This window comes from Halorubrum xinjiangense, from assembly GCF_049604745.1.
Taxonomy (GTDB): domain Archaea; phylum Halobacteriota; class Halobacteria; order Halobacteriales; family Haloferacaceae; genus Halorubrum; species Halorubrum xinjiangense_A.
The window spans coordinates 84232-104783 of sequence record NZ_CP187140.1 but is presented as its reverse complement, the minus strand read 5'-3'; the positions used below and the strand labels follow the sequence as shown (position 1 = coordinate 104783).

19 protein-coding genes and 1 tRNA gene are annotated in these 20552 nt (G+C 69.9%); 5 read left to right on the top strand and 15 right to left on the bottom strand.

What is annotated here, in order from left to right; genetic code table 11:
• Positions 1-41 precede the first annotated feature (41 nt).
• From ACOZ35_RS01430 to ACOZ35_RS01395, 8 genes are all read right to left on the bottom strand, one after another.
• Positions 42-548, bottom strand: coding sequence for a DUF5797 family protein (locus ACOZ35_RS01430; RefSeq protein ID WP_424014714.1), 507 nt, complete (start codon positions 546-548; stop codon positions 42-44).
• Positions 545-1849, bottom strand: a complete 1305-nt coding sequence (gene gatA, locus ACOZ35_RS01425) for an Asp-tRNA(Asn)/Glu-tRNA(Gln) amidotransferase subunit GatA (protein ID WP_424014713.1) — start codon at positions 1847-1849, stop codon at positions 545-547. The genes ACOZ35_RS01430 and gatA overlap by 4 nt, the downstream gene beginning before the upstream one ends.
• Positions 1850-2152: an Asp-tRNA(Asn)/Glu-tRNA(Gln) amidotransferase subunit GatC gene (gene gatC / locus ACOZ35_RS01420; RefSeq protein ID WP_424014712.1), complete on the bottom strand. Its 303-nt coding sequence runs from the start codon at positions 2150-2152 to the stop codon at positions 1850-1852.
• 78 nt (positions 2153-2230) lie between these two features.
• Positions 2231-2659 (bottom strand): DUF5788 family protein, encoded by a 429-nt coding sequence (locus ACOZ35_RS01415; RefSeq protein WP_424014711.1) that lies wholly within the window; start codon positions 2657-2659, stop codon positions 2231-2233.
• An 89-nt stretch (positions 2660-2748) separates the two neighbouring features.
• A complete protein-coding gene (locus ACOZ35_RS01410) occupies positions 2749-3273 on the bottom strand; it encodes a universal stress protein (RefSeq protein WP_424016093.1) in 525 nt (174 codons plus the stop codon).
• A 102-nt stretch (positions 3274-3375) separates the two neighbouring features.
• Positions 3376-4530, bottom strand: coding sequence for a pyridoxal phosphate-dependent aminotransferase (locus tag ACOZ35_RS01405; RefSeq protein ID WP_424014710.1), 1155 nt, complete (start codon positions 4528-4530; stop codon positions 3376-3378).
• Between the two features lie 27 nt (positions 4531-4557).
• Positions 4558-4962, bottom strand: coding sequence for a 6,7-dimethyl-8-ribityllumazine synthase (gene ribH / locus ACOZ35_RS01400; protein WP_096393176.1), 405 nt, complete (start codon positions 4960-4962; stop codon positions 4558-4560).
• Positions 4963-5517: 555 nt separating this feature from the next.
• A complete protein-coding gene (locus ACOZ35_RS01395) occupies positions 5518-5739 on the bottom strand; it encodes a hypothetical protein (protein ID WP_424014709.1) in 222 nt (73 codons plus the stop codon).
• A 178-nt stretch (positions 5740-5917) separates the two neighbouring features.
• Between ACOZ35_RS01395 and msrA the strand changes: the two genes are divergently transcribed.
• Both msrA and ACOZ35_RS01385 read left to right on the top strand, forming a co-directional pair.
• Positions 5918-6457: a peptide-methionine (S)-S-oxide reductase MsrA gene (msrA, locus tag ACOZ35_RS01390; protein ID WP_424014708.1), complete on the top strand. Its 540-nt coding sequence runs from the start codon at positions 5918-5920 to the stop codon at positions 6455-6457.
• Positions 6458-7163: 706 nt separating this feature from the next.
• Positions 7164-7844, top strand: a complete 681-nt coding sequence (locus tag ACOZ35_RS01385) for a metallophosphoesterase family protein (protein WP_424014707.1) — start codon at positions 7164-7166, stop codon at positions 7842-7844.
• 1 nt (position 7845) lies between these two features.
• On the opposite strand, the gene ACOZ35_RS01380 is transcribed toward ACOZ35_RS01385, so the two are convergent.
• Both ACOZ35_RS01380 and ACOZ35_RS01375 read right to left on the bottom strand, forming a co-directional pair.
• Complete coding sequence (locus ACOZ35_RS01380) at positions 7846-10047, bottom strand: prolyl oligopeptidase family serine peptidase (protein ID WP_424014706.1); 2202 nt, start codon at positions 10045-10047, stop codon at positions 7846-7848.
• A gap of 150 nt (positions 10048-10197) precedes the next feature.
• Positions 10198-10515: a hypothetical protein gene (locus ACOZ35_RS01375; protein ID WP_424014705.1), complete on the bottom strand. Its 318-nt coding sequence runs from the start codon at positions 10513-10515 to the stop codon at positions 10198-10200.
• Positions 10516-10680: 165 nt separating this feature from the next.
• Here ACOZ35_RS01375 and ACOZ35_RS01370 point away from each other — a divergent pair, with 165 nt between their 5' ends.
• Positions 10681-11760, top strand: coding sequence for an NAD(P)/FAD-dependent oxidoreductase (locus tag ACOZ35_RS01370; RefSeq protein ID WP_424014704.1), 1080 nt, complete (start codon positions 10681-10683; stop codon positions 11758-11760).
• Between the two features lie 372 nt (positions 11761-12132).
• Here the strand turns inward: ACOZ35_RS01370 and ACOZ35_RS01365 are convergent.
• Positions 12133-12203, bottom strand: a tRNA-Gly gene (locus ACOZ35_RS01365).
• A 225-nt stretch (positions 12204-12428) separates the two neighbouring features.
• Between ACOZ35_RS01365 and ACOZ35_RS01360 the strand changes: the two genes are divergently transcribed.
• Together ACOZ35_RS01360 and ACOZ35_RS01355 are read left to right on the top strand one after the other, a co-directional pair.
• The gene (locus ACOZ35_RS01360; RefSeq protein WP_424014703.1) at positions 12429-12953 is read left to right on the top strand and encodes a DoxX family protein; all 525 of its coding nucleotides are present in this window, start codon (positions 12429-12431) and stop codon (positions 12951-12953) included.
• 13 nt (positions 12954-12966) lie between these two features.
• Positions 12967-13251 carry a hypothetical protein gene (locus ACOZ35_RS01355; RefSeq protein ID WP_424014702.1) on the top strand — a complete coding sequence of 95 codons (285 nt, stop codon included), beginning with the start codon at positions 12967-12969 and terminating at the stop codon, positions 13249-13251.
• A gap of 81 nt (positions 13252-13332) precedes the next feature.
• Here ACOZ35_RS01355 and ACOZ35_RS01350 read toward each other — a convergent pair whose 3' ends face one another.
• The 4 genes from ACOZ35_RS01350 to ACOZ35_RS01335 are packed head-to-tail and all read right to left on the bottom strand — an operon-like array spanning position 13333 to position 20464.
• The gene (locus ACOZ35_RS01350) at positions 13333-15777 is read right to left on the bottom strand and encodes a methyl-accepting chemotaxis protein (protein ID WP_424014701.1); all 2445 of its coding nucleotides are present in this window, start codon (positions 15775-15777) and stop codon (positions 13333-13335) included.
• A gap of 60 nt (positions 15778-15837) precedes the next feature.
• A complete protein-coding gene (locus ACOZ35_RS01345; protein WP_424014700.1) occupies positions 15838-16524 on the bottom strand; it encodes a class I SAM-dependent methyltransferase in 687 nt (228 codons plus the stop codon).
• Between the two features lie 41 nt (positions 16525-16565).
• Complete coding sequence (locus ACOZ35_RS01340) at positions 16566-18758, bottom strand: type II secretion system F family protein (protein ID WP_424014699.1); 2193 nt, start codon at positions 18756-18758, stop codon at positions 16566-16568.
• Positions 18755-20464, bottom strand: coding sequence for a type II/IV secretion system ATPase subunit (locus ACOZ35_RS01335; protein ID WP_424014698.1), 1710 nt, complete (start codon positions 20462-20464; stop codon positions 18755-18757). The genes ACOZ35_RS01340 and ACOZ35_RS01335 overlap by 4 nt, the downstream gene beginning before the upstream one ends.
• Positions 20465-20552: the final 88 nt, after the last annotated feature.

Here is a 20552-nt window from a genome sequence, read left to right as displayed (position 1 = left end):
TAAGCGCGCGCCCCGGTCTGGGGTCGATAGCGCCGCGCCGCCTACTCCGCTATCTCGACCGTGATCTCGTCGCGGTCGACGGCGAGCCGGAACGTCGGCACGGTGCGGTAGACGACCTCGACGACGTTCTTGCGTTCGAGGCTGCGGAGCGCCCGCCGCACCGCGTCCACCTCGGGGTCGGCGTCGTACGCCTCGCGGAGGGCGTTGAGCACGCTGACGACCGACTGCGAGCGCTCGTCGGGACCGGCGAGCACGTCGACGACCCGCGACTCCAGCTCCGGAACGTGGATCGTCTCCGGGACGCCGCCCTTCGCGACCGCGTCGGGTTCGACCCCGGGCTCGACGTCGACGAGGTCGTTCGCCTCGGCGGTCGTCCGGATCAGGCTGTCGTCGTCGCGGTAGTAGTACTCCTTCAGGTGGTTCTCGAGGTAGCTGTGGACCTCGCTGCCGCTCTCCATCTCCCAGGCGTCTTGGAGCTCGCCGTTCTTCGTCGGCTGAAGGCGGACCACGTCCGCGAGCCGCTCGCGCTCCTCGTCTGTGAGGCTCATCGCTCTTCGACCGCGCTCGCGGCGCGAACGATCGTCTCCTCGCCGAACTTCGGCCCGACGAGCTGGAGCCCGACCGGGAGCCCGTCGGCCTCGCCGGCGGGCACCGAGATCGCCGGGAGGTTCGCGAGGTTGACGGGGGTCGTGTTCGCGTCCGCGAGGTACATCCGGAGCGGGTCGTCGAGGCTCTCGCCGAGCTCGAAGGGGAGCACGGGCATCGTCGGCGAGGCGATCACGTCGACGTCGTCGAACGCGTCCTCGAAGTCCTGCCGAACCCACGCCCGGGCGTCCTGCGCCTTCTCGTAGTACTTGTCGTGGTAGCCGGCCGAGAGCGCGTACGTGCCGAGCAGGATCCGGCGTTTGACCTCCGCGCCGAACCCCTCCTCGCGCGTCTCCGCGAACGACTCGTTCCAGTTGCCGTCCGACTCGGCGCGGTTCCCGTACCGCACGCCGTCGAAGCGCGCGAGGTTCGAGGAGGCCTCCGCCATCGCGATCACGTAGTACGCCTGGACCGCGTGCTCGACGGAGGGGAGCGAGATCTCGGTCGTCTCCGCGCCCTGCGCCTCCAGCTCCGCGATCGCGGCCTCGACCGTCTCGACGACGCGCTCGTCGGCGCCCTCGAACAGCTCCGTGGGGACCCCCACGGTGAGGCCCTCCACGTCGCCGTCGGCGGCCGCGGCGTAGCTCGCGTCGGCGTCCGCGCCCTCGACCTTGGCCAAGTCGCGTGTCGTCCCGTCGTTGGGGTCGTCGCCGGCGATGACGTCGAGCGCGGCCGCCGCCTCCTCGACGGTGCCCGCGATCGGCCCGATCTGTTCGAGGGAGTTCGCGTACGCGATGAGCCCGTAGCGGGAGACGAGCCCGTAGGTGGGTTTGATCCCGACGACGCCGCAGAATGCGGCCGGGCAGCGAACCGACCCGCCCGTGTCGGAGCCGAGCGCCACGTCTGCCTCGCCCGCCGCGACCGCGGCCGCGGAGCCCCCGGAGGAGCCGCCCGGGACGCGGTCGGTGTCGACCGGGTTCTTGGTGGGGCCGAACGCGGAGGTCTCCGTCGTCGTCCCCATCCCAAACTCGTCCATATTCGTCTTGCCGACGATCGTCGCGCCCGCGTCAGTGAGTCGGTCGACGACCGTCGCGGAGTAGGGCGGGACGTAGTCGGCCAGCATCTCCGAGCCACAGGTCGTCCGGATCCCCTCGGTGGAGATGTTGTCCTTCACCGCGACGGTTGCGTCCGCGAGGGGGCCGTCGGCGTCCGCGTCGCCCGCTATCTCCTCCTCCGTGACGAAGGCGTTGAGGTCGGCCGCCATCTACGACACCTTCGGCCCGACGAAGAAGCCGTCCTCCGTCTCCTCGGCGTTCGCGAGCGCCTCCTCCTGCGTGAGTCCCTCCTCGATTTCGTCGGGGCGCATCACGTTGACGAGCTCCTCCTCTCGCTCGGTCTCGGGGACCTCGTCGAGCGCCTCGAAGTACTCTAAGATATCGCCGAACTGCGCCGCGAACTCGTCGACCTCGTCGTCGGCGAGCCGCACCCGCGCGAGATCGGCGACGTGTCTGACCTCCTCGGCGTCGACGGCGGCCTCGCCGTCGTCCGACGCTGCGGTGTCGCTCATACCCGAACGTACCACGCGGGCGGCGAGTAAGGGTTTCGGAAGGGGGCCGGCGAGGGGGGGACGGAGCGCGACAGCGATTCACCGAACCTGATCGACGAAGGCGAGCCAGCGCTCGTGGCCCGCCAGCGTGTCGGCGTGGTGTTCGTCGGCGAACCCCGGGCGGCGGATCCCCTCCAAGGCGTTCAGCGCGCGGTCGATGCCGATGACCTCCTCGGCGAGGGCCTCCGCCGTCTCTCGGTCGACCGGTTCGGTCTCCAACCGATCGAGGCGACGCGCTCGTTCGCTCCGGAGGGACTCTCGCGCGGCCGTCACCTTCCGATTGATCGCGGGCGGGACGCTGTCGACCTTCCGGGTCTCGACGATGAACGCGGAGAGGTCGAGCGGGCTCCCGTCGACCTCGATCTCGTCGGGGACGCGCGCGCCGACCGTCGCGCCCTGGCTGTTCACCCGGTCGAGGAGGGCCTCGCGCTCGTCGTCGCCGATCGCCGTCCGCTCCGAGTCGCTCATGGGAGAGCGTGGTCGGCGAAGCCGGAAAAGCCGTCGCCCGGCCGACCCGACCGCTCGGACCGAGCGTCGGAGCCTGTCGGACGCCGTCGTCACTCGTTTTCGTCCGCCCGGACCGTCACTACCGGCGCGTCCGACAGCCGCACCACCTTCTCCGCGACGCTGCCGAGCAGGTACCGCTCGACGCCGGTCCGGCCATGCGTCCCCATCACAACGAGGTCGACGTCGTTCTCTGTCGCGTACTCTAAGATGGCCGAGTGCGGCGTCCCAGTCTCGACGGCGGTGACCGTCTCCGGCGGCGCCTCGCCGTCACCGAGCGACGCGGCCGCCGCCTCGACGATCTCCTTGCCGCGCTCGGCGAGCGCCGACCGCGTCGCTTCCGCGTCGCTCCCCTCGCCGACCATGCCGCTGTCGTCGTCCGGCCCCGGATCAGCCCGCACGCCCGACCCCTCGTCCGTCAGGAAGGCGCCGCCCAGTCCGTAGTTGGCGCTTCGCGCGTCGATCACGTACAGGACGTGAACGGTCGCGTCGAACGCGGCCGCGAGCTCCCGAACGTGGTCGACGACGGCCTCCGCCCCCTCGCTCCCGTCCGTCGGATAGAGGATCGTCTGGTACATGGTGTGGTCCATGTGGAGTTCTCCGACCTGACAAAAAACGTTGGCGGCGGGGCGAGCCCGGCGGTCCCGCCGGGCGCGGAGCCGCGCGGCAGACGCGAGGACCTACAGCAGGTCGTTCGCGACGAGCCTATCGACGGCCTCGCGCAGGCGCTCCTCGCTGGCGGCGTAGGAGATCCGCGCGTAGCCGTCGGCGTTGAACGCGCTGCCGGGGACGCAGGCGACCGACGCCTCCTCGATGGCGCGCTCGCACCATCCCTGGTCGTCGTCGTCGACCGGGATCATCATGTAGAAGGCGCCGTCGCCGACGTCAACGTCGACGCCGTGTTCGTCGAACAGGTCGACGAGCAGATCGCGGCGGTCCGCGAACGCGTCGCGCATCTCCTCGACCGCGGCCTCGGTGTTCTCCAGCGCTTCGATCCCCGCGCGCTGGACGAAGTTCGTCGCACAGGAGACGGAGTGCGAGTGGAGCTTCCCCGCCTCGCCGACGAACTCGTCGGTGGCGTGGAGGTAGCCGAGCCGCCAGCCGGTCATCGAGTACGCCTTCGAGAAGCCGTTGATCGTTATCGTGCGGTCGCCCATCCCGTCGAGGCTCGCGAGCGAGATCGGCTCGACGCCGTACGTGATGCGCTCGTAGATCTCGTCCGAGATCACGGCGACGTCGTGCTCGACGGCGAGGTCGCGGACGCCCTCCAGGGCGGCCTCCGAGAAGACGGCGCCCGTGGGGTTGGAGGGTGAGTTGACGACGAGGAGCGCGGTGTCGTCGGAGACCGCCTCCGCGAGGTCGTCGAGCGCGGGCTCAAGCTGGAATCCGTGCGGCGCGAGGTCGACGCGTGAGAGGTCGGCGCCGGCGAGCTTCGCCATCGCCTCGTAGGAGACCCACGCCGGGTCCAGCAGGACGACCTCGTCGCCGTCCCCGATCAGGGTCTGGAACGTCTCGTACAGCGCCTGCTTGCCGCCGGGGGTGACGATCACCTCGTCGGCGTCGGCGTCGACGCCGTTGCCCCGCAGCTTCTCCGCGATGGCCTCCTTGAGTTCGGGGACGCCGTTCGAGGAGGTGTACCCCGTGTGGCCGGCGTCGAGGGCTTCCTTGCCGGCCTCGACGACGTTCTCCGGGGTGTCGAAGTCGGGCTCGCCGACCGAGAGGTCGACGATGTCGGCGCCCTCCGCCTCCTTCTCCGCCGCGAGGTTCGATATCGCCAGCGTCGCGCTGGGCTCTACGCGTCCGATCCGCTCCGAGAAGTCGTATGCGTCGCTCATGTGTCGTGTGTAATCGTCGTGGCTCGGTCAGTCGAGTGCTTCCGCGAGGTCGATCGCGGCCTCGGCCGCGTCCGCCCCCTTGTCGATCCGCTCGCGCGCCTCCGCGCCGGACATTCCCGGGCCGCTCACGCCGAAGGTGACCGGGGTGTCCCGGTCGAGGCTCACCTGCGTGAGCTTCTCGGCGGTCGCGTTCGCGATGACGCGGTCGTGGTCGGTGTCGCCGGTGACGATGGCGCCGACGACCGCGACGGCGTCGACGTCCTCGCGGCGCGCGAGCCGGTCGGCGGCCAGCGGGCTGTCGTACGCGCCCGGCACGCTCAGTTCGTCGACGACGACGGCGTCGCGGTCGGCGGCCGCCTCCCGGGCGGCCTCGGCCATCGGCTCCGTGACGGAGTCGTTGAACCGCGCCACCACCAGTCCCAGCGAGACCATATCGGAACTGGTGCGGGCGACGGCAAAGGTCTACCGTTCGACCGCAGGGTTGCCGGGCGAACCTGTTCGGGAACATGGCGCGAACGGTCGGACGGCTATTTATAAATAGATCCGCGGTGGCGCGTGCCGACGAGCGGCCGACAGGCCGCGAGTCGCACGCGCGAGGGAGTCGGGCGGCCGGAGCGAAGCGGAGGCCGGCCGACGAGGCTGGGGAGGTGTGAGGCGCGGTTGCGGTGCGGTCGGGTGGGACTCAAAGGGGCAGTCGGCGAGGAGGGCGCAGGCGACGTAAGCACCGCAGGGAGTGAGTGTAACGAGCGACCGAGGAGCGCAGCGAGCGTGCGCCCTCCTCGCCGACTGGGGCTTTGGCGGTGTTCACCGGCGATCCACAGTTTCTCATTTATAACCGAGCGACTGGCGCTTTGGAGGTGTATGTCCTCGATCCACTATCAATCATTTATAAGTGAGTGACTGGGACTTTGGAGGTGTTCGTCGTCGTTCAGCGGCACCCACCCATAACCGATCACCACCGTGGAGACGCGCAGTCCGGTTCGACGACTACCGATCGGGGCGAGACTCCTCTTTCGCCTTCGGTAGATCGCGGCGATTAGCGAGGTAGTACAGCAGGACGACGAACCCGGCCGTCGGGACGACGATCCCGAGTTCGTATTTAACGGGCTGTTTCAGGCCGAGCCGCTTCGCGTCGTATCGCACGAGCAGCGAGATGGGCAGTTGGAGGAAGACGAGGAGGACCAGCAGCCAAACGACGAGGTCAGTCATTTGACCCCCTGTCGCGAGGGCGCGTCTCGACGGCGTGTCGCGTCATGGCTGACCGATCTCTTGCTCCGTATTAAATTGGACTCCGAGATCCGACCGTCCCGAAATATCCCACCCGCCGGGTGCGGCCATCATGTCTTGCCACGCGTGATTAATACGTCTGCGACGCCAACAGGAATCCATGACAGACACCGAGACCGCGACGGTCGGCGGCGGCTGCTTCTGGTGCGTCGAGGCGGCGTTCAAGGAGCTCGACGGCGTCGAGAGCGTCACCTCCGGCTACGCTGGCGGCCACGACGACGACCCCACCTATCGCGAGGTGTGTTCCGGCACCACCGGCCACGCGGAGGTCGTTCAGGTCGAGTACGACCCCGAGGCGCTCTCGTACGAGGACATCCTGGAGATCTTCTTTACCGTCCACGACCCGACGCAGCTGAACCGACAGGGCCCGGACGTGGGCAGCCAGTACCGGTCGATCGTCCTCTACCACGACGACGAGCAGCGCGACGTCGTCGAGCGCTACGTCGAGGCGCTCGACGAGGAGGGCGGCTACGACGACGAGGTCGTCACCGAGGTCGAGCCGCTGGAGACGTTCTACCGCGCCGAAGAGAAACACCAGGACTACTTCGAGAAGAACCCGGCCGACGCCTACTGTACGATGCACGCGCAGCCGAAGGTGGAGAAGGTCCGCGAACGCTTCCGCGAGAAGGTGAAGGCCTAAGCGTCGGTACGGAATACCATCGAGGGTCCAGTCGCTCGTTTATAAATAGTCGATTGCGAATTGGCTGTGAACACCTCCGAAGCCCCAGTCGCTCGGTTATAATCGACTGTTCTCGGAACTGCGGTGAACACCTCCGAAGCCCCAGTCGCTCGGTTATAATCGACTGTTCTCGGAACTGCGGTGAACACCTCCGAAGCCCCAGTCGCTCGGTTATAATCGACTGTTCTCGGAACTGCAGTGAACACCTCCGAAGCCCCAGTCGCTCGGTTATAATCGACTGTTCTCGGAACTGCGGTGAACACCTCCGAAGCCCCAGCCGCGAGGCCGCCGTACGCTCGTTGCGCTCCTCGCTCGCTCCGCTCGCTGCGGTGCTTACGTCGTCATCAGAACGCTCCGCGTTCTGATTGGCTCACGAGAGCTCCGCTCTCGTGAACGCCTACGGCGGCCTCGCGACTGCCCCTTCGAGTCCCACCCCCGCACAGCACCGCACCTCTCACCTCCCCAGCCTCGTCGCTCGCTTGGGGCTCCCTTCGGTCGCCCGTCGCTCGCGACTCCCTCGCGCGTGCTCCTCACGCCCTGCGGGCGTTCGGAGGCACGCGCCAGTATCCCTATTTAAACTCTCTCGAAACGCCAAAACCACGCCACCCGTCCCGCGACACGCTCCTCGCCGCAACCTATTCCCTGCCGCCGATCGAATCCCCTCGCGATGAAGATCGGCCTCATCTCGGACGTCCACGCGAACCTCCCCGCGCTGGAGACCGTGCTCGACGACATGCCGGCCGTCGACCGGATCTACTGCGCGGGCGATGTCGTCGGCTACAACCCGTGGCCGGCCGAGTGCGTCGAGCGCGTACGCGAGGTCGCGGCCGCGACGGTACGCGGGAACCACGACCGCACCGTCGAGACCCCGGAGCGCTACAGCGCCAACCGGATGGCCGAGGCTGGTCTCGAACACGCGAAGGCGTCCCTGTCGGACGACCAGCGCGAGTGGATCGGCGGTCTCCCGCGCGCCGAGACGTTCGCGGGCGACCGGTACCTGCTCGTCCACTCGCATCCCGCGGCCGAACGCGAGGACGCGTACGTCTACCCCGAGGAGTTCCCGGCCCTCGACCGCCACATGGGCGAGTACGACGGGATCGTCCTCGGCCACACCCACGTTCAGGGGTGCCGCGCGGTGGCCGGCGGGTTCGTCGTCAACCCCGGCAGCGTCGGCCAGCCGCGCGACGGCGACCCGCGCGCCGGCTACGCCGTCCTCGACACGACCGCCGACGGGACCGACGCGGTCGAGACCCATCGCGTGGCGTACGACGTCGACCGCGTCGCGGACGCGGTCCGCGAGGCCGACCTTCCGGAGACGACCGCGGAGCGCCTCTACGAGGGCAAGTAGGTCAGGCGTCGTCGTCGCGGTCGCCGGCTCCAATTTCGACCCCCAACTGTTCGTACAGGAACGCCCACGAGTCCGTCTGCTCGTCGACGATCATCGAGGTTGGCTTGCCGACGCCGTGGCCGGTCTCGCCCTTGGTCCGCAACAGGAACGGGCCGCCGGCGACCTCGTTCTGGAGCCGCGCGGTCATCTTCCGGGCGTGCGAGGGGTGGACGCGCGTGTCGCTCGCGGCCGTGGTGAAGTACACCGGCGGATAGGTCACCTCGGGGTCGACGTTGTGGTACGGCGAGTACGCGCGGAGGTACTCGAACGCCTCCGGGTCCTCCGGGTGGCCGTACTCGGTCGTCCACGACTCGCCGAGCAGGAAGCGGTGGAACCGCAGCATGTCGAGCAGCGGGACCGCGCACTGCGCAGCCGCCCACAGGTCCGGGCGCTGGGTGACGACCGCGCCGACCGAAAGCCCGCCGTTCGACCCGCCGGCGACCGCGAGGTGATCCCTGTCGGTGACCCCCGACGCACAGAGCGCCTCGCCGGCCGCGACGAAATCGTCGAAGGTGTGCTGCTTGTCCGCCAGCATGCCCGCTTCGTGCCACGGCTCGCCGTACTCGTAGCCGCCGCGGGCGCACACCGCCGCGAACGCGCCGCCGTCCGCGAGGAACGGGAGTCGGAACCGCCCGAACGAGGGCGTGATACTGTTACGGAAGCCCCCATAACCGTACAGGACCGTCGGGCGCGGCCCGTCCACGGCGACGTCCTCGCGGTAGCAGACGAACACGGGCACCTCGGCGCCGTCCGTCGACTCGACGAACCGCTGTTCGACGACGAGGTCGTCGGGGACCGGAAGCTCGACCGAGTCGAGTTCCGTCGACGCGAGTTTGGGCTCTCCGTCGGAAGCGTCGCCGCCGAATCCCGATTCGACAGCGAGGTCGAGTCCCCGGACCGCCGACGGCCGGTCGAAGCCGGTGAGACCGAAGAACGCCTCGGGCGCGTCGCGATTCCCGGAGACCCACGTGACCGTACAGTACGACGGCAGCGAGACGTCGCGCAGGTGCGTCCCGTCGCGGTCGTGGACCGAGAGCTTGGAGTGCGCGTCCCGCTGGCGGTGGACGAGGAGCCGCTCGGGGGTCGGCACGACCGACTGGATGATCCCCTCGCCCCCGGGGAGGATCTCCCGGCACTCCTCGAACGAGAGGTCCCCCTCGCGGAAGCGGTCGACGGAGCAGGCGAGCAGCCGCCGCCGGGGCGCGCCGTGGTCGGTCGAGATGAACGCCGTCCCGCCGTGGAACCGGACTGACGTCTCGGCGTCGGTGTCGGTCAGGACGGGGCGAAGGTCGCCGTCGACGTGGACGTACCACTCGGTGCCGCCGACCATCTCGGAGAAGGCGACCGCGAGCAGGCCGGAGTCCGGGTCGACCGTCACCCGCGGCCAGACGTGCTGATCGTCGTGTTCGAGCAGGACCACCTCCTCGCTCGGGCCGTCAGCGAGCCGGAACCGGCGGATCTCCTTGTCCATCTGCGCGCCGTCTGCCGCGCCGCCGGTGGCGACGTAGACGAACCCTTCGCCCCCCGCTTCCCACGCGAGGCTCCCGGCGTTTACCCGACCGCGCTCGGGGAGGACCGCGACCTCCTCGACGCCCGGGCCGTAGCCCGCCGCCGCGTCGGAGTCGGACTCGCCCGCCTCCGAGCCCGACCGCTTCTCGCTCGGATCGGGCACCGAGAGCACCCGCACGTCGTAGTTCTCGTCGCCGCCCTCGGTGACGCCGACCGCGACGCGCTCGCCGTCGTGCGACGGGACGTACCACGCCATCGACCTGGGCGGGCGATCGTCGTCGCGGTTCGCCGCCCACGCGTTCGGGTCGACGAGGACGCGGTCCGCGCCGTCCGGCGCGTCGCGGGCCACGAGGCGAGCGTGGTCGGCGCCGGGCTCGCGGACGGTCGCGAAGTACCGCCCCTCGCGGACGGTTATCGGGCCGTAGTCGGCCACCTCGACGAGGTCCTCGAACCGGGGGCGGAGCCGGTCCCGCAGGTCGTCGCCGAGCGCCTCGTCGACGTGGGCGTTCTGCGCGTCGACCCACTCGCCGACCGCCTCGTCGTCGCCCTCGAGCCACCGGTACGGGTCGTCGACGTCGACCCCGTGGAGCGTCTCCGTGACGACCTCGCGTCTGGTCTCCGGCGGGGACGGGGCCGGAGCGGATTCGCGTGACATACGGATCGGTGTCACCGATGACGCAAAACGACTGGGGTCGCGGCGGCCGGGGTCGCGGCGGTCGGGGTCGCGGCGGCCGAGGTCGCGGCGGCCGAGGTCGCGGCGGTCGAGGCCAGCGCCGCGGTCGCCCGGTGTCCCGTGAGGCGAACGTCAGGGCCACAGGCCCGCGACGAACAGGAGGTTCCGCGCGGCGACCGCCAGCGAGAGGGCGCCGACCCCGGCGCACATCAGGGTCGCGACGAACCGCCGCGTGCCGCCGGCGACCGCGACCGGAACCCCGATGACGGCCATGCCGACGACCTTCGTGAGGAGCATCCCGCCGAGGAGACCGAATCGGGAGATGAACAGGCGACCGACTGGCGACCCCTCGACGTACTCGCTCCCGGTGAGGGCAACGTACGTCGTCCCCACGTCGGCGGCGATGCCGACGAGCAGGAGGCCGACCGCGAGGGCGAGACGGGAAGGCACTGACCGGGCGAACGCGGTACGGACGCATAAATCTCCGGGCATGCGGCCGGATCGCGGCGACGCCCGCCGGTCGGAGCTAGCAGGGTCGTACCCGGCCGTTGTGGCTGGTCGCCGGCCGCGCACAGCACGGCGTCATTTAAACCGGCGCAACGCATACATCCGGTAATGAGTTCGTCCGACGACGAGTACGAGATCGCGGTGGTCGGCGGCGGGCCGGCCGGGCTGACGACCGCGCTGTACGGGGCCCGACTCGGCCACGAGACGGTGCTGATCGACCGGGGCGGCGGGCGCGCGGCGATGATGGCCGACACGCACAACGTGATCGGCGTCACCGAGGACACCTCCGGCAACGAGTTCCTCGCGACCGGCCGCGAGCAGGTAGAGTCGTACGGCGGGACCTTCGAGCGCGGGTTCGTCACCGACGTCGAGCGCACCGACGACGACCGGTTCCGCCTCTCCACGAACGACGCCGAGATCCTCGCGGACCGCGTCGTCCTCGGGACCGGCTTCTCCGACGAGCGCCCGGACCCGCCGCTCCCGCGGACCGGCAAGGGGCTCCACTACTGCCTCCACTGTGACGCCTACATGTTCGTCGACGAGCCGGTGTACGTGATGGGTCACGGCGAGGCCGCCGCCCACGTCGCGATGATCATGCTCAACGTCACCGACGACGTGGACGTGCTGACCCGCGGCGCGGAGCCGACGTGGAGCGAGGAGACCGCCGCGCAGCTGGAGGCGCACCCGGTCGACGTCGTTCGCGAGGAGGTCTCTGGCGTCGAGAACGACCCCGACTCCGGCTGGCTCGAGGCATTGGAGTTCGAGGACGGGACCCGCCGCGAGTACCGCGGCGGCTTCGCGATGTACGGCTCCGACTACAACACCGCCCTGGCCGAGGGGCTGGGCTGCGACCTCAACGACGACGGCACCATCGACGTCGACGACCACGGCCGCACCAGCGAGGACGGCGTGTTCGCCGTCGGCGACATCACGCCCGGCCATAACCAAGTCCCGGTCGCGATGGGGCAGGGCGCGAAGGCCGGCCTCGCGATCCACAAGGAGATCCGCGAGTTCCCGCGCTCGACCGAGGAGATCGAGGCGGACGGCCCCGTCGACGCCGACGAGGTGCCCGCGATCCCGCCGCACCTCATGGCGACCGCCGTCGCCCACGAGGGGCACGCGGGCGGGCCGCGGGCGAAGGGCGTCGAGGTCGAAGACGGCGAGGTACCGGCCGCGGACGACGACTGAAAGGGTCCGAGCCCGCGACACGACTTTCCGCACAAACTCACTCGTCGCTGTCGCTCCTCGTTCGTAGTGTTCGAGAGTCCGCTGAGCGGAGCGAAGCGGACGTTGACTGACGAAGTCAGTCTGAAAATGCGCCGGCCGGGACTCCCGCGAGCGCGGCGAGGTGCGAGCGAAGCGAGCACCTCGATTGCGAGCGGTGAAACCGCGAGCAGCGAGCGAGTGGGAGTACGGGCGGCGCACGAACGAAGTGAGTGCGCCGGCCGGGATTTGAACCAGAGGAAGACGGTCCGGGCATGCGGCGCTTCGCGCCGTTCCGGGCTGCGACTTCCAGGGTTCAAATCCCTCTCGGCGATTTCTCTCACTACGTTCGAGAAATGCGCCGGCCGGGATTTGAACCCGGGCCATGAGCTTGGAAGGCTCAGGTCCTACCACTAGACCACCGGCGCTCGCGTCGGTTGATGACGCACCTACACGTAGGCGCAACGAGTTTCATAAGCGTTCCGTGTTCGGGCAGGAGACGCGGGCACGAGCCACTCGAATGGCATATCTCACTTAAAGAGCCACGATACTGCGGGCGTCTCCCAGCGCGTTAGAACGCTTTTCAGCCGCTTAGAAACCTGTTCGGGACCTATGTGTATACCCACCCAATCTACACCCGTGAGGTGAGACCGATGTCATACCAAACTAGCAATCCGCTGGTCGGCGAGACCGAGTTCGCGCTGGACGGACCCTGGGCGACGTACTGGATCGCGTTCCTGCGCGTCGTCACCGGCTGGTGGTTCTTCCACGCCGGCGTGACGAAGCTCATCGAGGACGGGCTCGCGTTCAGCTACGGCCCGATGTACATGTCGGAGATGACCGGGACCGCACTCGGGCCGATTCCGGTCTGGATGGGGAACAACCTCGCGTGGCTCATCGAGCCCGGGGTGCCCCTCTTCGAGACGCTCATCGGCCTCGCGCTGATCGCGGGGGCGTTCACCCGGCTGGCCGCGTTCGGCGGGGTCATCTTCATGGTCCTGTTCTGGATCGGCAACGCCGGGTTCACCAACGGCGTCGTCAACGGCGACCTGATGGGGCTGCTCCTGTTCCTGACGGTGATCGTGCTCGCGGCCGGTCGGTACTACGGCCTCGACGCGCTCATCGAGGAGACGGAGGTCGTCAAGCAGAACCCCAAGCTGCGGTACCTGCTCGGTTAAGAGGTGAACGCAAATGACAGACACTATCGACACGGCGGCGCGGGCGCTGAGCGCGGGACTGATGCTGTTCGGCATCGTCGTCCTCGGGGTCGTCGAGATCCTGGCCGGCGAGCCCTACAGCCCGGTCCCGATAACGAACGAGGCCGGTGACGTGGTCGCGACGCCGCTGATCTCGCCGGAGATCCGCACGGCGTTCGTGCTGGCAGGCATCGCGGTGTTAGGGCTGTACGCGGCGTACCGCTTCGTGACGCCGCTCCCGGACGACCGGGACGTCAGCCACGAGACGATGGCCGACTGAAACGCGCGGGAATCACCGACCGCGACGCGACCGGCGGAACGCGTCGTCGCGGACGACGACGGCCACTCTTCTGTTCGACGCCTACTCGTCGAGCGACCGCTCCCGCGTCTCCGAGCCGTCGCCGTCCGGATCGCTCACCTCGCTTGCGTCGGCGGTCGTGCCGCCGTCGGTGCTGGCGGGGGCCGCGTCCGACCGCTCCTCGTCGGCACCGAACGTGAACGCCGTCTCGTCCGACTCGACGGATCCGCCGGCGGCAGGTTCGCCGGCGGTCGGAGCTTCATCCCCGGCCCCGGCGTCGGCGTCGACCTCGAACTCCTCCGTCATCTCGCGGAGGTCGCTGGCGCGCTCGTGGAGGTCGTGCGCCTGCTCGGAGACCGCGCCAAGCGTGGCGGCCTGCTCCTCGGCGGCGGAGGCGACGGTGGTCGCCTCGGCGGTCGTCTGCTGGCTCACGCCGGCGAGGTCGTCGACCGCGCCGGTCACCTCGCTGACCGACGACGCCTGCGCGTCCATCGCGCCGGAGATCTCCTGAACGCCGTCGTCGGCCTCACTCACCCGGTCGGCGACCTCGGCGAGCGCGTCCTCGGCGTCCTCGACGACCTCGACCCCGTCGTCGACGCCGTCGCGGATCGCGGCCATCTCGTCGACGCTCTCGTCGGTGCGCTCGCGGAGGCTCTCGATTAGCGTCTCCACCTCGGCGGCGGACTCCTGGGTCTCCTCGGCGAGCGACTTCACCTCCTCGGCGACGACCGCGAAGCCGGAGCCGGCCTCGCCCGCGCGGGCGGCCTCGATCGAGGCGTTGAGCGCGAGCAGGTTCGTCTGGTCGGCGATCTCCGAGATGGTCTCGACGATCGCGTCGACCTCCGCCATCTCGGCTTCGAGCCGCTCGATCGTCTCCGCGGCGGACTCGGACCGGGCCTCGATCCCGTGAAGCTCCTCGACGGCGTCGGCGGCCGCCTCGCGGCCCTCCTCGGTGAGCGCGTCGGCCTGCCGGGAGGTGGTCGCGACCTCGTCCGCGGAGGCGGCGACCTCCTCGACGGTCGCGGACATGTCCTCCATCTCGCCGGCGACCTCGGAGAGCTGACGGCTCTGTCGCTCCGCGCCGGCGGAGATCTCGTCGACCGCGTCGCTCGTCTCCCGGCCGGCGGCCGCCGCCTCGTCCGTGCCGTCGGTGACTGCGTCGCTCCGGTCGGCCACCTCGACCGCGAACGCGTCGACCTCGGCGATCGCGGCCTCCAGCTCGTCCATCGCGTCGTTGAACTCCGCGGCGATCGAGCGGAGCGCCTCGGGGTCATCGGGGTCGGCGCGGAGCCGGGCGGTGAGGTCGCCGTCAGCGCAGGTCGCCATTGTCTCGCCGAACTCGCTCGCCCGCGACTCCAGCCGGTCGGCGAACGCCTCGCTCTCCGCCTTCGCCGCCTCGGCGCGCTCCCGCTGCGTCTCCGCCGACTGGATCTGCTCGCGCAGCGAGTCGCGCATGGTGGCGAACGCGTCGGAGAGGTCGCCGAACTCGTCGCGTCGCTCCGTGTCGAAGTCGACGTCGAGGTCGCCGTCCGCCAGCGCCGATGCCCGCCCCCGGAGCTGGTTCAGCTCGACGACGGTGCCGCGGCCGAGCGTCGCGCCGAGCAGCCCGAGTCCGACGATCGCGACGCCGACGATGAGCAGCAGGTTCCGCCCGATCATCCCCGAGAGGGCGTACGCCTCAGAGAGCGGGACGTGGACCGCGACGGCCCACTCCTCGGTCTCCATCGGCGCGTACGCGACGAGGTACTCGCCGCCGTCGGCGAAGCTGAACGTGGCCGACGGGAGGAACCCGACCGACCGCTCCTCGCCGAACAGCGCCGACCGGACGTCGCTGTCGTAGCGGATCCCCGCGAGGTAGTCGGCGTTGCTCGCCGCGATCCGGCCGTCGGACTGGACGATCGTCGTGAACGCGCCCTCGGTCGGCTGGCGGAAGTCGTCGGTGACGGCGGCGAGCGAGATCTCCATCACGAGGTAGTCGCGCATCGGCGTCGACGTGACGAACGCGATCCGGCGCTCGCCGTCGACCATGTAGGTGGGGCTCGTGAACACGCTCTCCGCGAACAGCAGGTTGTCGCCGTACCAGGACTGCGAGGTGACCCCCACCTCGCCCTCCCGGTCGGTGGTCGCGACGACGGTGCCCTCCTCTCGGTCGACGAAGTGGAAGGCGGTGACCGCCTCGGAGGTGCGCGAGAGGTGCGAGGAGAGGTACCCGTCGACGCTGTCCGGGTCCCGAGAGAACGCGTCGTTGTCGGCGATGTCCGTGAGCAGCGCGCGGCGGTCGCTCGCCCAGCCGTCGAGCTCCGTGGCGCTCAGCTCCGCGACGGCCGTATAGTCGTCGTGCGCGTTCGATTCGAGCTGATCGGTCGTCTCCGCGTACGTGACCGCCCCGACGGCGCCGATCGCGAGGACGACGACGACGAGGGCGACGAGGAACTTCGCGAGGTAGCTCCGGGCCAGCGCGCCGGGGGTGACCCGGCGAAGGACCCGTTCGGGGAAGGTGTCAGCCATTACTATCACGCGGTCGACAGGGGGTCTTTAATCCACCTCCAACACTATCGACAGCGATAATTAGCGGGGGCGGGGCGTCACTTCCGCGTAGCAGTTTCCGCTCGAAACCGTCACGTGTCGCGGTTCGAGGTCGCTTTCCGCGAGGTCCGCCTCGAACTCAGAAGGCGAGTAGATGTGATAGTACCGGGGGACCGTCTCGCCGCCCGGCAGCGTCCAGTCGACGGTCGTGTCAAATCCCTCATCACGGTCGAACCGGTCGTGCGCCGTGCTCCACGCGCTGACGAGCGCGACCCCGTCGGGCGCGAGGACGCGCGCCAGTTCGTTCAGGCTCTCGACGCGACCCTCCCGGGGCGAGAGGTGGTGGAGCGTGGCGACGTAGACGGCGAGATCGACCGCGTCGTCGCGGACCGGGAGCGCGCTCGCGTCCCCGTGGACGAACGCGGCCGAGTCCGCGAATCCCCGGTCGCGAGCGCGCGCGACTGCCTCGTCGAGCAGTCCGCGGCTGAGGTCGACGCCGACCGCGGCCTCGGCGCGCGCCGCGAGCGCCTCCGTGTGGCGACCGTTCCCGCAGCCGACGTCGAGCGCGACGGTCCCCGAGCGGCCCTCCAGAAAGTCCTCGACCTCGGGCCACGCGTACTCCCGCGTCTTCGAGAAGTGCGCCGCGATGCGGTCGTAGGTCGACTGGGGATCGCCGGGCGACTGCGGATCGTCGGGCGACTTTGGGTCGTCGGGCGACTGCGGATCCATACCGGGGCCTCGGCCGCGACGGGTATATGCCGACCGGACCGTCACACCACGCCGATCGCGACGAACGCGACGAGCGTGAGCGCGAGCAGCACCACGACGTGTTTGACCCCGTCGCGCACCGACCCCTCCCCGAGCTGTCCGGCGACGAGCCCGGAGCAGACCGCCTGGATCGACGCGGCGTGGAAGAACAGCTGTTCGTACGCGTCGACGTCGATGTCGCCAATTCCGTCCGCGATTCCCCCCGGGCCGCCGGGCACGCCGGTCCCGGAATCGGGGAGGCTCCCGCCGGTTCCCGGGACGCCCGCCGCCTCGATAGCGGGGATGAAAGACACCGACAGCGCCGCGATGATCCCGAGGAAGACGAGGAAGGAGATGTAGATGACGATGAGGTACGTGAGCATTACCTGCCGGCGCTCGCGCCGGAGCGACCAGGTCGCCCGGGACTCGTCGGCCGCGATCCGGAGGACGGGCCCGATGTCGCCGCTCGCCCGGATCGCGTTGGTGACGAGCGCGACCGCGCGGGAGGTCATCGGCGACCGGACCCGGCGCTCCAGCCGGCGCAGCGCGGTCGAGACGTCCGCGCCCCAGTCGATGTCGCGGCGGGTCCGGCGGAGGTCCTCCGTCAGCGCCTCCAGGTTCGAGTCGGCGACGCGGCGGACGCTGCCGACGACTGCGGTCCCTGCCTCGTTGACGCTGGCGAGCCGGTCGAGGAAGTCGGGCACGGCGGACTCGATCCGCCGGACACGACGCTTGCCGAACTCGTAGGCGACCGCGTACGTCGCGAGGACGAACGCGGTCGCAGCGACGATCGGCCCGTCGACCTGGCCGACCATCTCCACGGGCGTCCCGAGCGTGATCGGGAACGCGAAGACGAGCAGCCCGGCGACCGCGATCGGGACCGCAACGAGCAGGACCGTCCGGGGCGACGACAGCACCGTCTCGGCCGGCGACGCGACCAGCCGCCGCACTCCGCGGAGCCGGTCGTAGACGTGGAGTCGCTCGCGGCTCTCCGCCCAGCGATCTGTGCCGACTCCGTCCGCGGCTTTCCCGTCCGCGTCGCGTCCTGTCGCCGCGCCGCCGTCGAACCGTGGTGAGCCGCCCCGGTCCCCGGGCTCGTCCGTCGCGCGGCGCACGCCGGTGACCGAGGGGGCGTCCGGGTCGTCGAACGACGACGCCGCGACGGTCTCGGTGCCGCCGACGCCCTGCGTCACGCTGTCGACGTAGACGACGAAGCCGAAGGTGGCGAGCGGCACACCGAGGTAGACGACGACGCGGAGGAGCGGCATCGTGTCCTGCAAGACGAGGCCGATGACGACGAGGATGGTGATGAAAAAGAGCGGGCCGGCGACCAGCGCCGTCACGTACGCCTCGGCGAACGTCGAGAGCAGCTCCAAGTACTGCTCCTGTTTCGCCTCCGCCTCCGCTTGGTAGCGCTCGTACTGGTCGTTGAGGAACGCCGACACCGACTGTCCGGTGCCGAGGACGGAGGCGAGGTTCTCCGAGAAGTCCGCCAGGTCCTCGCTGGGCGTCCGCCGGGAGATGCGCTGGAGCGCGGTGAGCGCGTCGGTGCCGAAGGCGTTCATGTCGCGGACCGCGACCGACAGCTCCGTGGCGGCCTCGCCGTACACCGACTCGTTCTCCGCGAGCGTGTCCATCACGCGCGGGAACGCCATCCCGGAGCGCGAGAGCGCGTACATGAACGCGACCGTCCGCGGCAGGGTGGCGTCGATCTCGGCCGCACGGGCGTGAGCGCGCTGGTCGAGCAGCTGCCACCGGGCGACGTACGCGCCGAGCGCGAGCCCCGCGCCGACGGTCGCGGAGACGGCTGCGAGGAGGACGAAGAGCCGGAGGAGCCCGAGGTCGGCCAGCCGCGCGACGACGGCGAGGAACCCGAACTGCGCCGGGAGCGCCTCGCGGATCGCCGCCTCGCCGACGTCGAGCGCGGCGAGCAACCCCCCGGCCGCGTACACGCCGATCACGCTGCCGGCGACGCCGAGGACCGCGGCGTACAGCAGGGTCCGCGAGGCGTACACGCGGTGGGTGGTGCCGGCGACGTGGGCCGCGCGCATCCGGTCGCGCTGGGCCTGTCTCCGCGCCTCGTCCTCGCCGACGTAGTCGCCGAACGTGAACAGCGCGACGCGGGTGACGAACAGGTCCGCTCGCTCGTCGACGAGCGGGAGCGCGAGCGCGAGGCAGGCCGCGACCGCGACGGCGAGGGGGAGGTACTCGATCATCGGTCCGCGGCGTCGCCCGCCGAGTCTCCCGCGACGGTTCGGCCGTCGCCGACTTCCTCGCCGGCGAGGTCGTCGGGGTCGACGCCGTCGGCCGCGGCGGCGCGCTCGTCGAGCTTCTCCATCACGCGGTCGGGGTCGGCGTAGTACTCGTTGACGAGGGCGGTGAACGTGCGGTAGTCGTCGATGCCGAGCGCGGAGAGCAGTTCGATGAAGCGCTCGCGGCGCCGGACCTCGCGGAGCAGCTCGGACCGGGACCAGCCGCGCTCGTCGGCGATCTCCTCCAGCAGCGAGGAGTCGTTCCGCTGGAAGGTGTCCGAGTCCGGGACCCACTCGAACGCCGAGGAGTAGTCGAGCTCGCCGGTCCGCTGGTCGATGCCGCCGATCTCGCCGATCGTCTTCGCGCGGCGCACCCGCTCGTCGTCGGAGCGGGTGAGCGTCTGCACCGAGAGCATGTCCAGCGACTGCACCATCGCGCGCGGCACGTTGATCGGTTCGTTCTCCAGCCGGTTGATCACCGTCTCGATCGAGTCCGCGTGCATCGTCGAGAACGTGGTGTGGCCGGTGTTCATCGCCTGGAACAGGGTGATAGCCTCCTCGCCGCGCACCTCACCGACGATGATGTACTCGGGGCGGTGGCGCAGCGCCGAGCGCAGCAGGTCGTACATGTCGATGTCCGTCCCCTCGTACCGGCGCTCGCGGGTGACCGCCGAGAGCCAGTTGTCGTGGTATAAGGAGAGCTCGCGGGTGTCCTCGATGGTGAGGACCTTCGCGCGCGGCGGGACGAACATCGACACCGCGTTCATCGAGGTGGTCTTCCCCGAGGCGGTCCCGCCCGCGAAGATGAGGCTCTTGTTGTGCTCGATGCAGAGCCAGAAGTACGCCATCTGCTCGATCGAGAACGTGCCGTACTCGACGAGGTCGACGGGGGTGAACGGGTCCTCCGCGTACTGGCGGATGGTGAACGCCGAGCCTCGCGGGGTCACCTCCTCGCCGAGCGCCAGCTCCGCGCGCGACCCGTCCGGGAGCGTCGTCTCGACGATGGGGTCGCCGACGGAGACGTGGCGCCCGGACTGTTGGGCGAGGCGGATGACGTAGCTGTCGAGCGCCTCCTGGGCGAACGAGACGTTCGTCTCGATGTCCGTGTACTGGTCGTGGTAGACGAAGATCGGGAGGTCGTAGCCGTCACAGGAGACGTCCTCGATGTGGCGGTCGTTCAGGAGGGGGTCGACCTTCCCGTAGCCGCGGAAGTCGCGGTAGAGGTAGTACGCGAGCGCGTGGAACGTGTCCATCCCGGCCTCGACGCCGTACCCCTCCAACAGCGTCTCCAACTCCGCCTTGAGCGTCGCCTCGTCCGTCTTGCCGGTCCCTTCGCGGTAGAGGAGCGGGTCGCGGATGTCGTCGACGATGCGGTCGAGGAGGCCTCGCTCGAACGCGTCGAGCTCGGGCTCGACCGCGTAGTACCGGTGTTCGCTCTCGACCTCGTCATAGGTGATCACGACGTACGCGTACGGGGCGTTCACCCAGTACCGGTCGACCTCGCGCTCGTCCTCGGGAACGACGAACGACGCGAGCGGGCCGTCCTCGCCCGGGCGGAACGGGCGAACGTCGAGCGTGGACCCCTGGAGCAGCTCCCACGCACGCGAGAGGCGCCGCTGGAGGTCCTCGATCCGGTCGCCGAGGTCGCTCCCGCCGGCGTCACTCGCCATGGATACGGGGACGTAATGGCGGGGGGAAGTTAAACTACCCCCGACGATTATCACGAGCGACACCGGGAGTGCTCCGTCGCGACGGCCG

Excerpts from the sequence above, each read along its gene's own strand:
- ACOZ35_RS01430 (WP_424014714.1), bottom strand. The coding sequence starts at position 548 with ATGAGCCTCACAGACGAGGAGCGCGAGCGGCTCGCGGACGTGGTCCGC.
- gatA (WP_424014713.1), bottom strand. The coding sequence starts at position 1,849 with ATGGCGGCCGACCTCAACGCCTTCGTCACGGAGGAGGAGATAGCGGGC.
- gatC (WP_424014712.1), bottom strand. The coding sequence starts at position 2,152 with ATGAGCGACACCGCAGCGTCGGACGACGGCGAGGCCGCCGTCGACGCC.
- ACOZ35_RS01415 (WP_424014711.1), bottom strand. The coding sequence starts at position 2,659 with ATGAGCGACTCGGAGCGGACGGCGATCGGCGACGACGAGCGCGAGGCC.
- ACOZ35_RS01410 (WP_424016093.1), bottom strand. The coding sequence starts at position 3,273 with ATGTACCAGACGATCCTCTATCCGACGGACGGGAGCGAGGGGGCGGAG.
- ACOZ35_RS01405 (WP_424014710.1), bottom strand. The coding sequence starts at position 4,530 with ATGAGCGACGCATACGACTTCTCGGAGCGGATCGGACGCGTAGAGCCC.
- ribH (WP_096393176.1), bottom strand. The coding sequence starts at position 4,962 with ATGGTCTCGCTGGGACTGGTGGTGGCGCGGTTCAACGACTCCGTCACG.
- ACOZ35_RS01395 (WP_424014709.1), bottom strand. The coding sequence starts at position 5,739 with ATGACTGACCTCGTCGTTTGGCTGCTGGTCCTCCTCGTCTTCCTCCAA.
- msrA (WP_424014708.1), top strand. The coding sequence starts at position 5,918 with ATGACAGACACCGAGACCGCGACGGTCGGCGGCGGCTGCTTCTGGTGC.
- ACOZ35_RS01385 (WP_424014707.1), top strand. The coding sequence starts at position 7,164 with ATGAAGATCGGCCTCATCTCGGACGTCCACGCGAACCTCCCCGCGCTG.
- ACOZ35_RS01380 (WP_424014706.1), bottom strand. The coding sequence starts at position 10,047 with ATGTCACGCGAATCCGCTCCGGCCCCGTCCCCGCCGGAGACCAGACGC.
- ACOZ35_RS01370 (WP_424014704.1), top strand. The coding sequence starts at position 10,681 with ATGAGTTCGTCCGACGACGAGTACGAGATCGCGGTGGTCGGCGGCGGG.
- ACOZ35_RS01360 (WP_424014703.1), top strand. The coding sequence starts at position 12,429 with ATGTCATACCAAACTAGCAATCCGCTGGTCGGCGAGACCGAGTTCGCG.
- ACOZ35_RS01355 (WP_424014702.1), top strand. The coding sequence starts at position 12,967 with ATGACAGACACTATCGACACGGCGGCGCGGGCGCTGAGCGCGGGACTG.
- ACOZ35_RS01350 (WP_424014701.1), bottom strand. The coding sequence starts at position 15,777 with ATGGCTGACACCTTCCCCGAACGGGTCCTTCGCCGGGTCACCCCCGGC.
- ACOZ35_RS01345 (WP_424014700.1), bottom strand. The coding sequence starts at position 16,524 with ATGGATCCGCAGTCGCCCGACGACCCAAAGTCGCCCGACGATCCGCAG.
- ACOZ35_RS01340 (WP_424014699.1), bottom strand. The coding sequence starts at position 18,758 with ATGATCGAGTACCTCCCCCTCGCCGTCGCGGTCGCGGCCTGCCTCGCG.
- ACOZ35_RS01335 (WP_424014698.1), bottom strand. The coding sequence starts at position 20,464 with ATGGCGAGTGACGCCGGCGGGAGCGACCTCGGCGACCGGATCGAGGAC.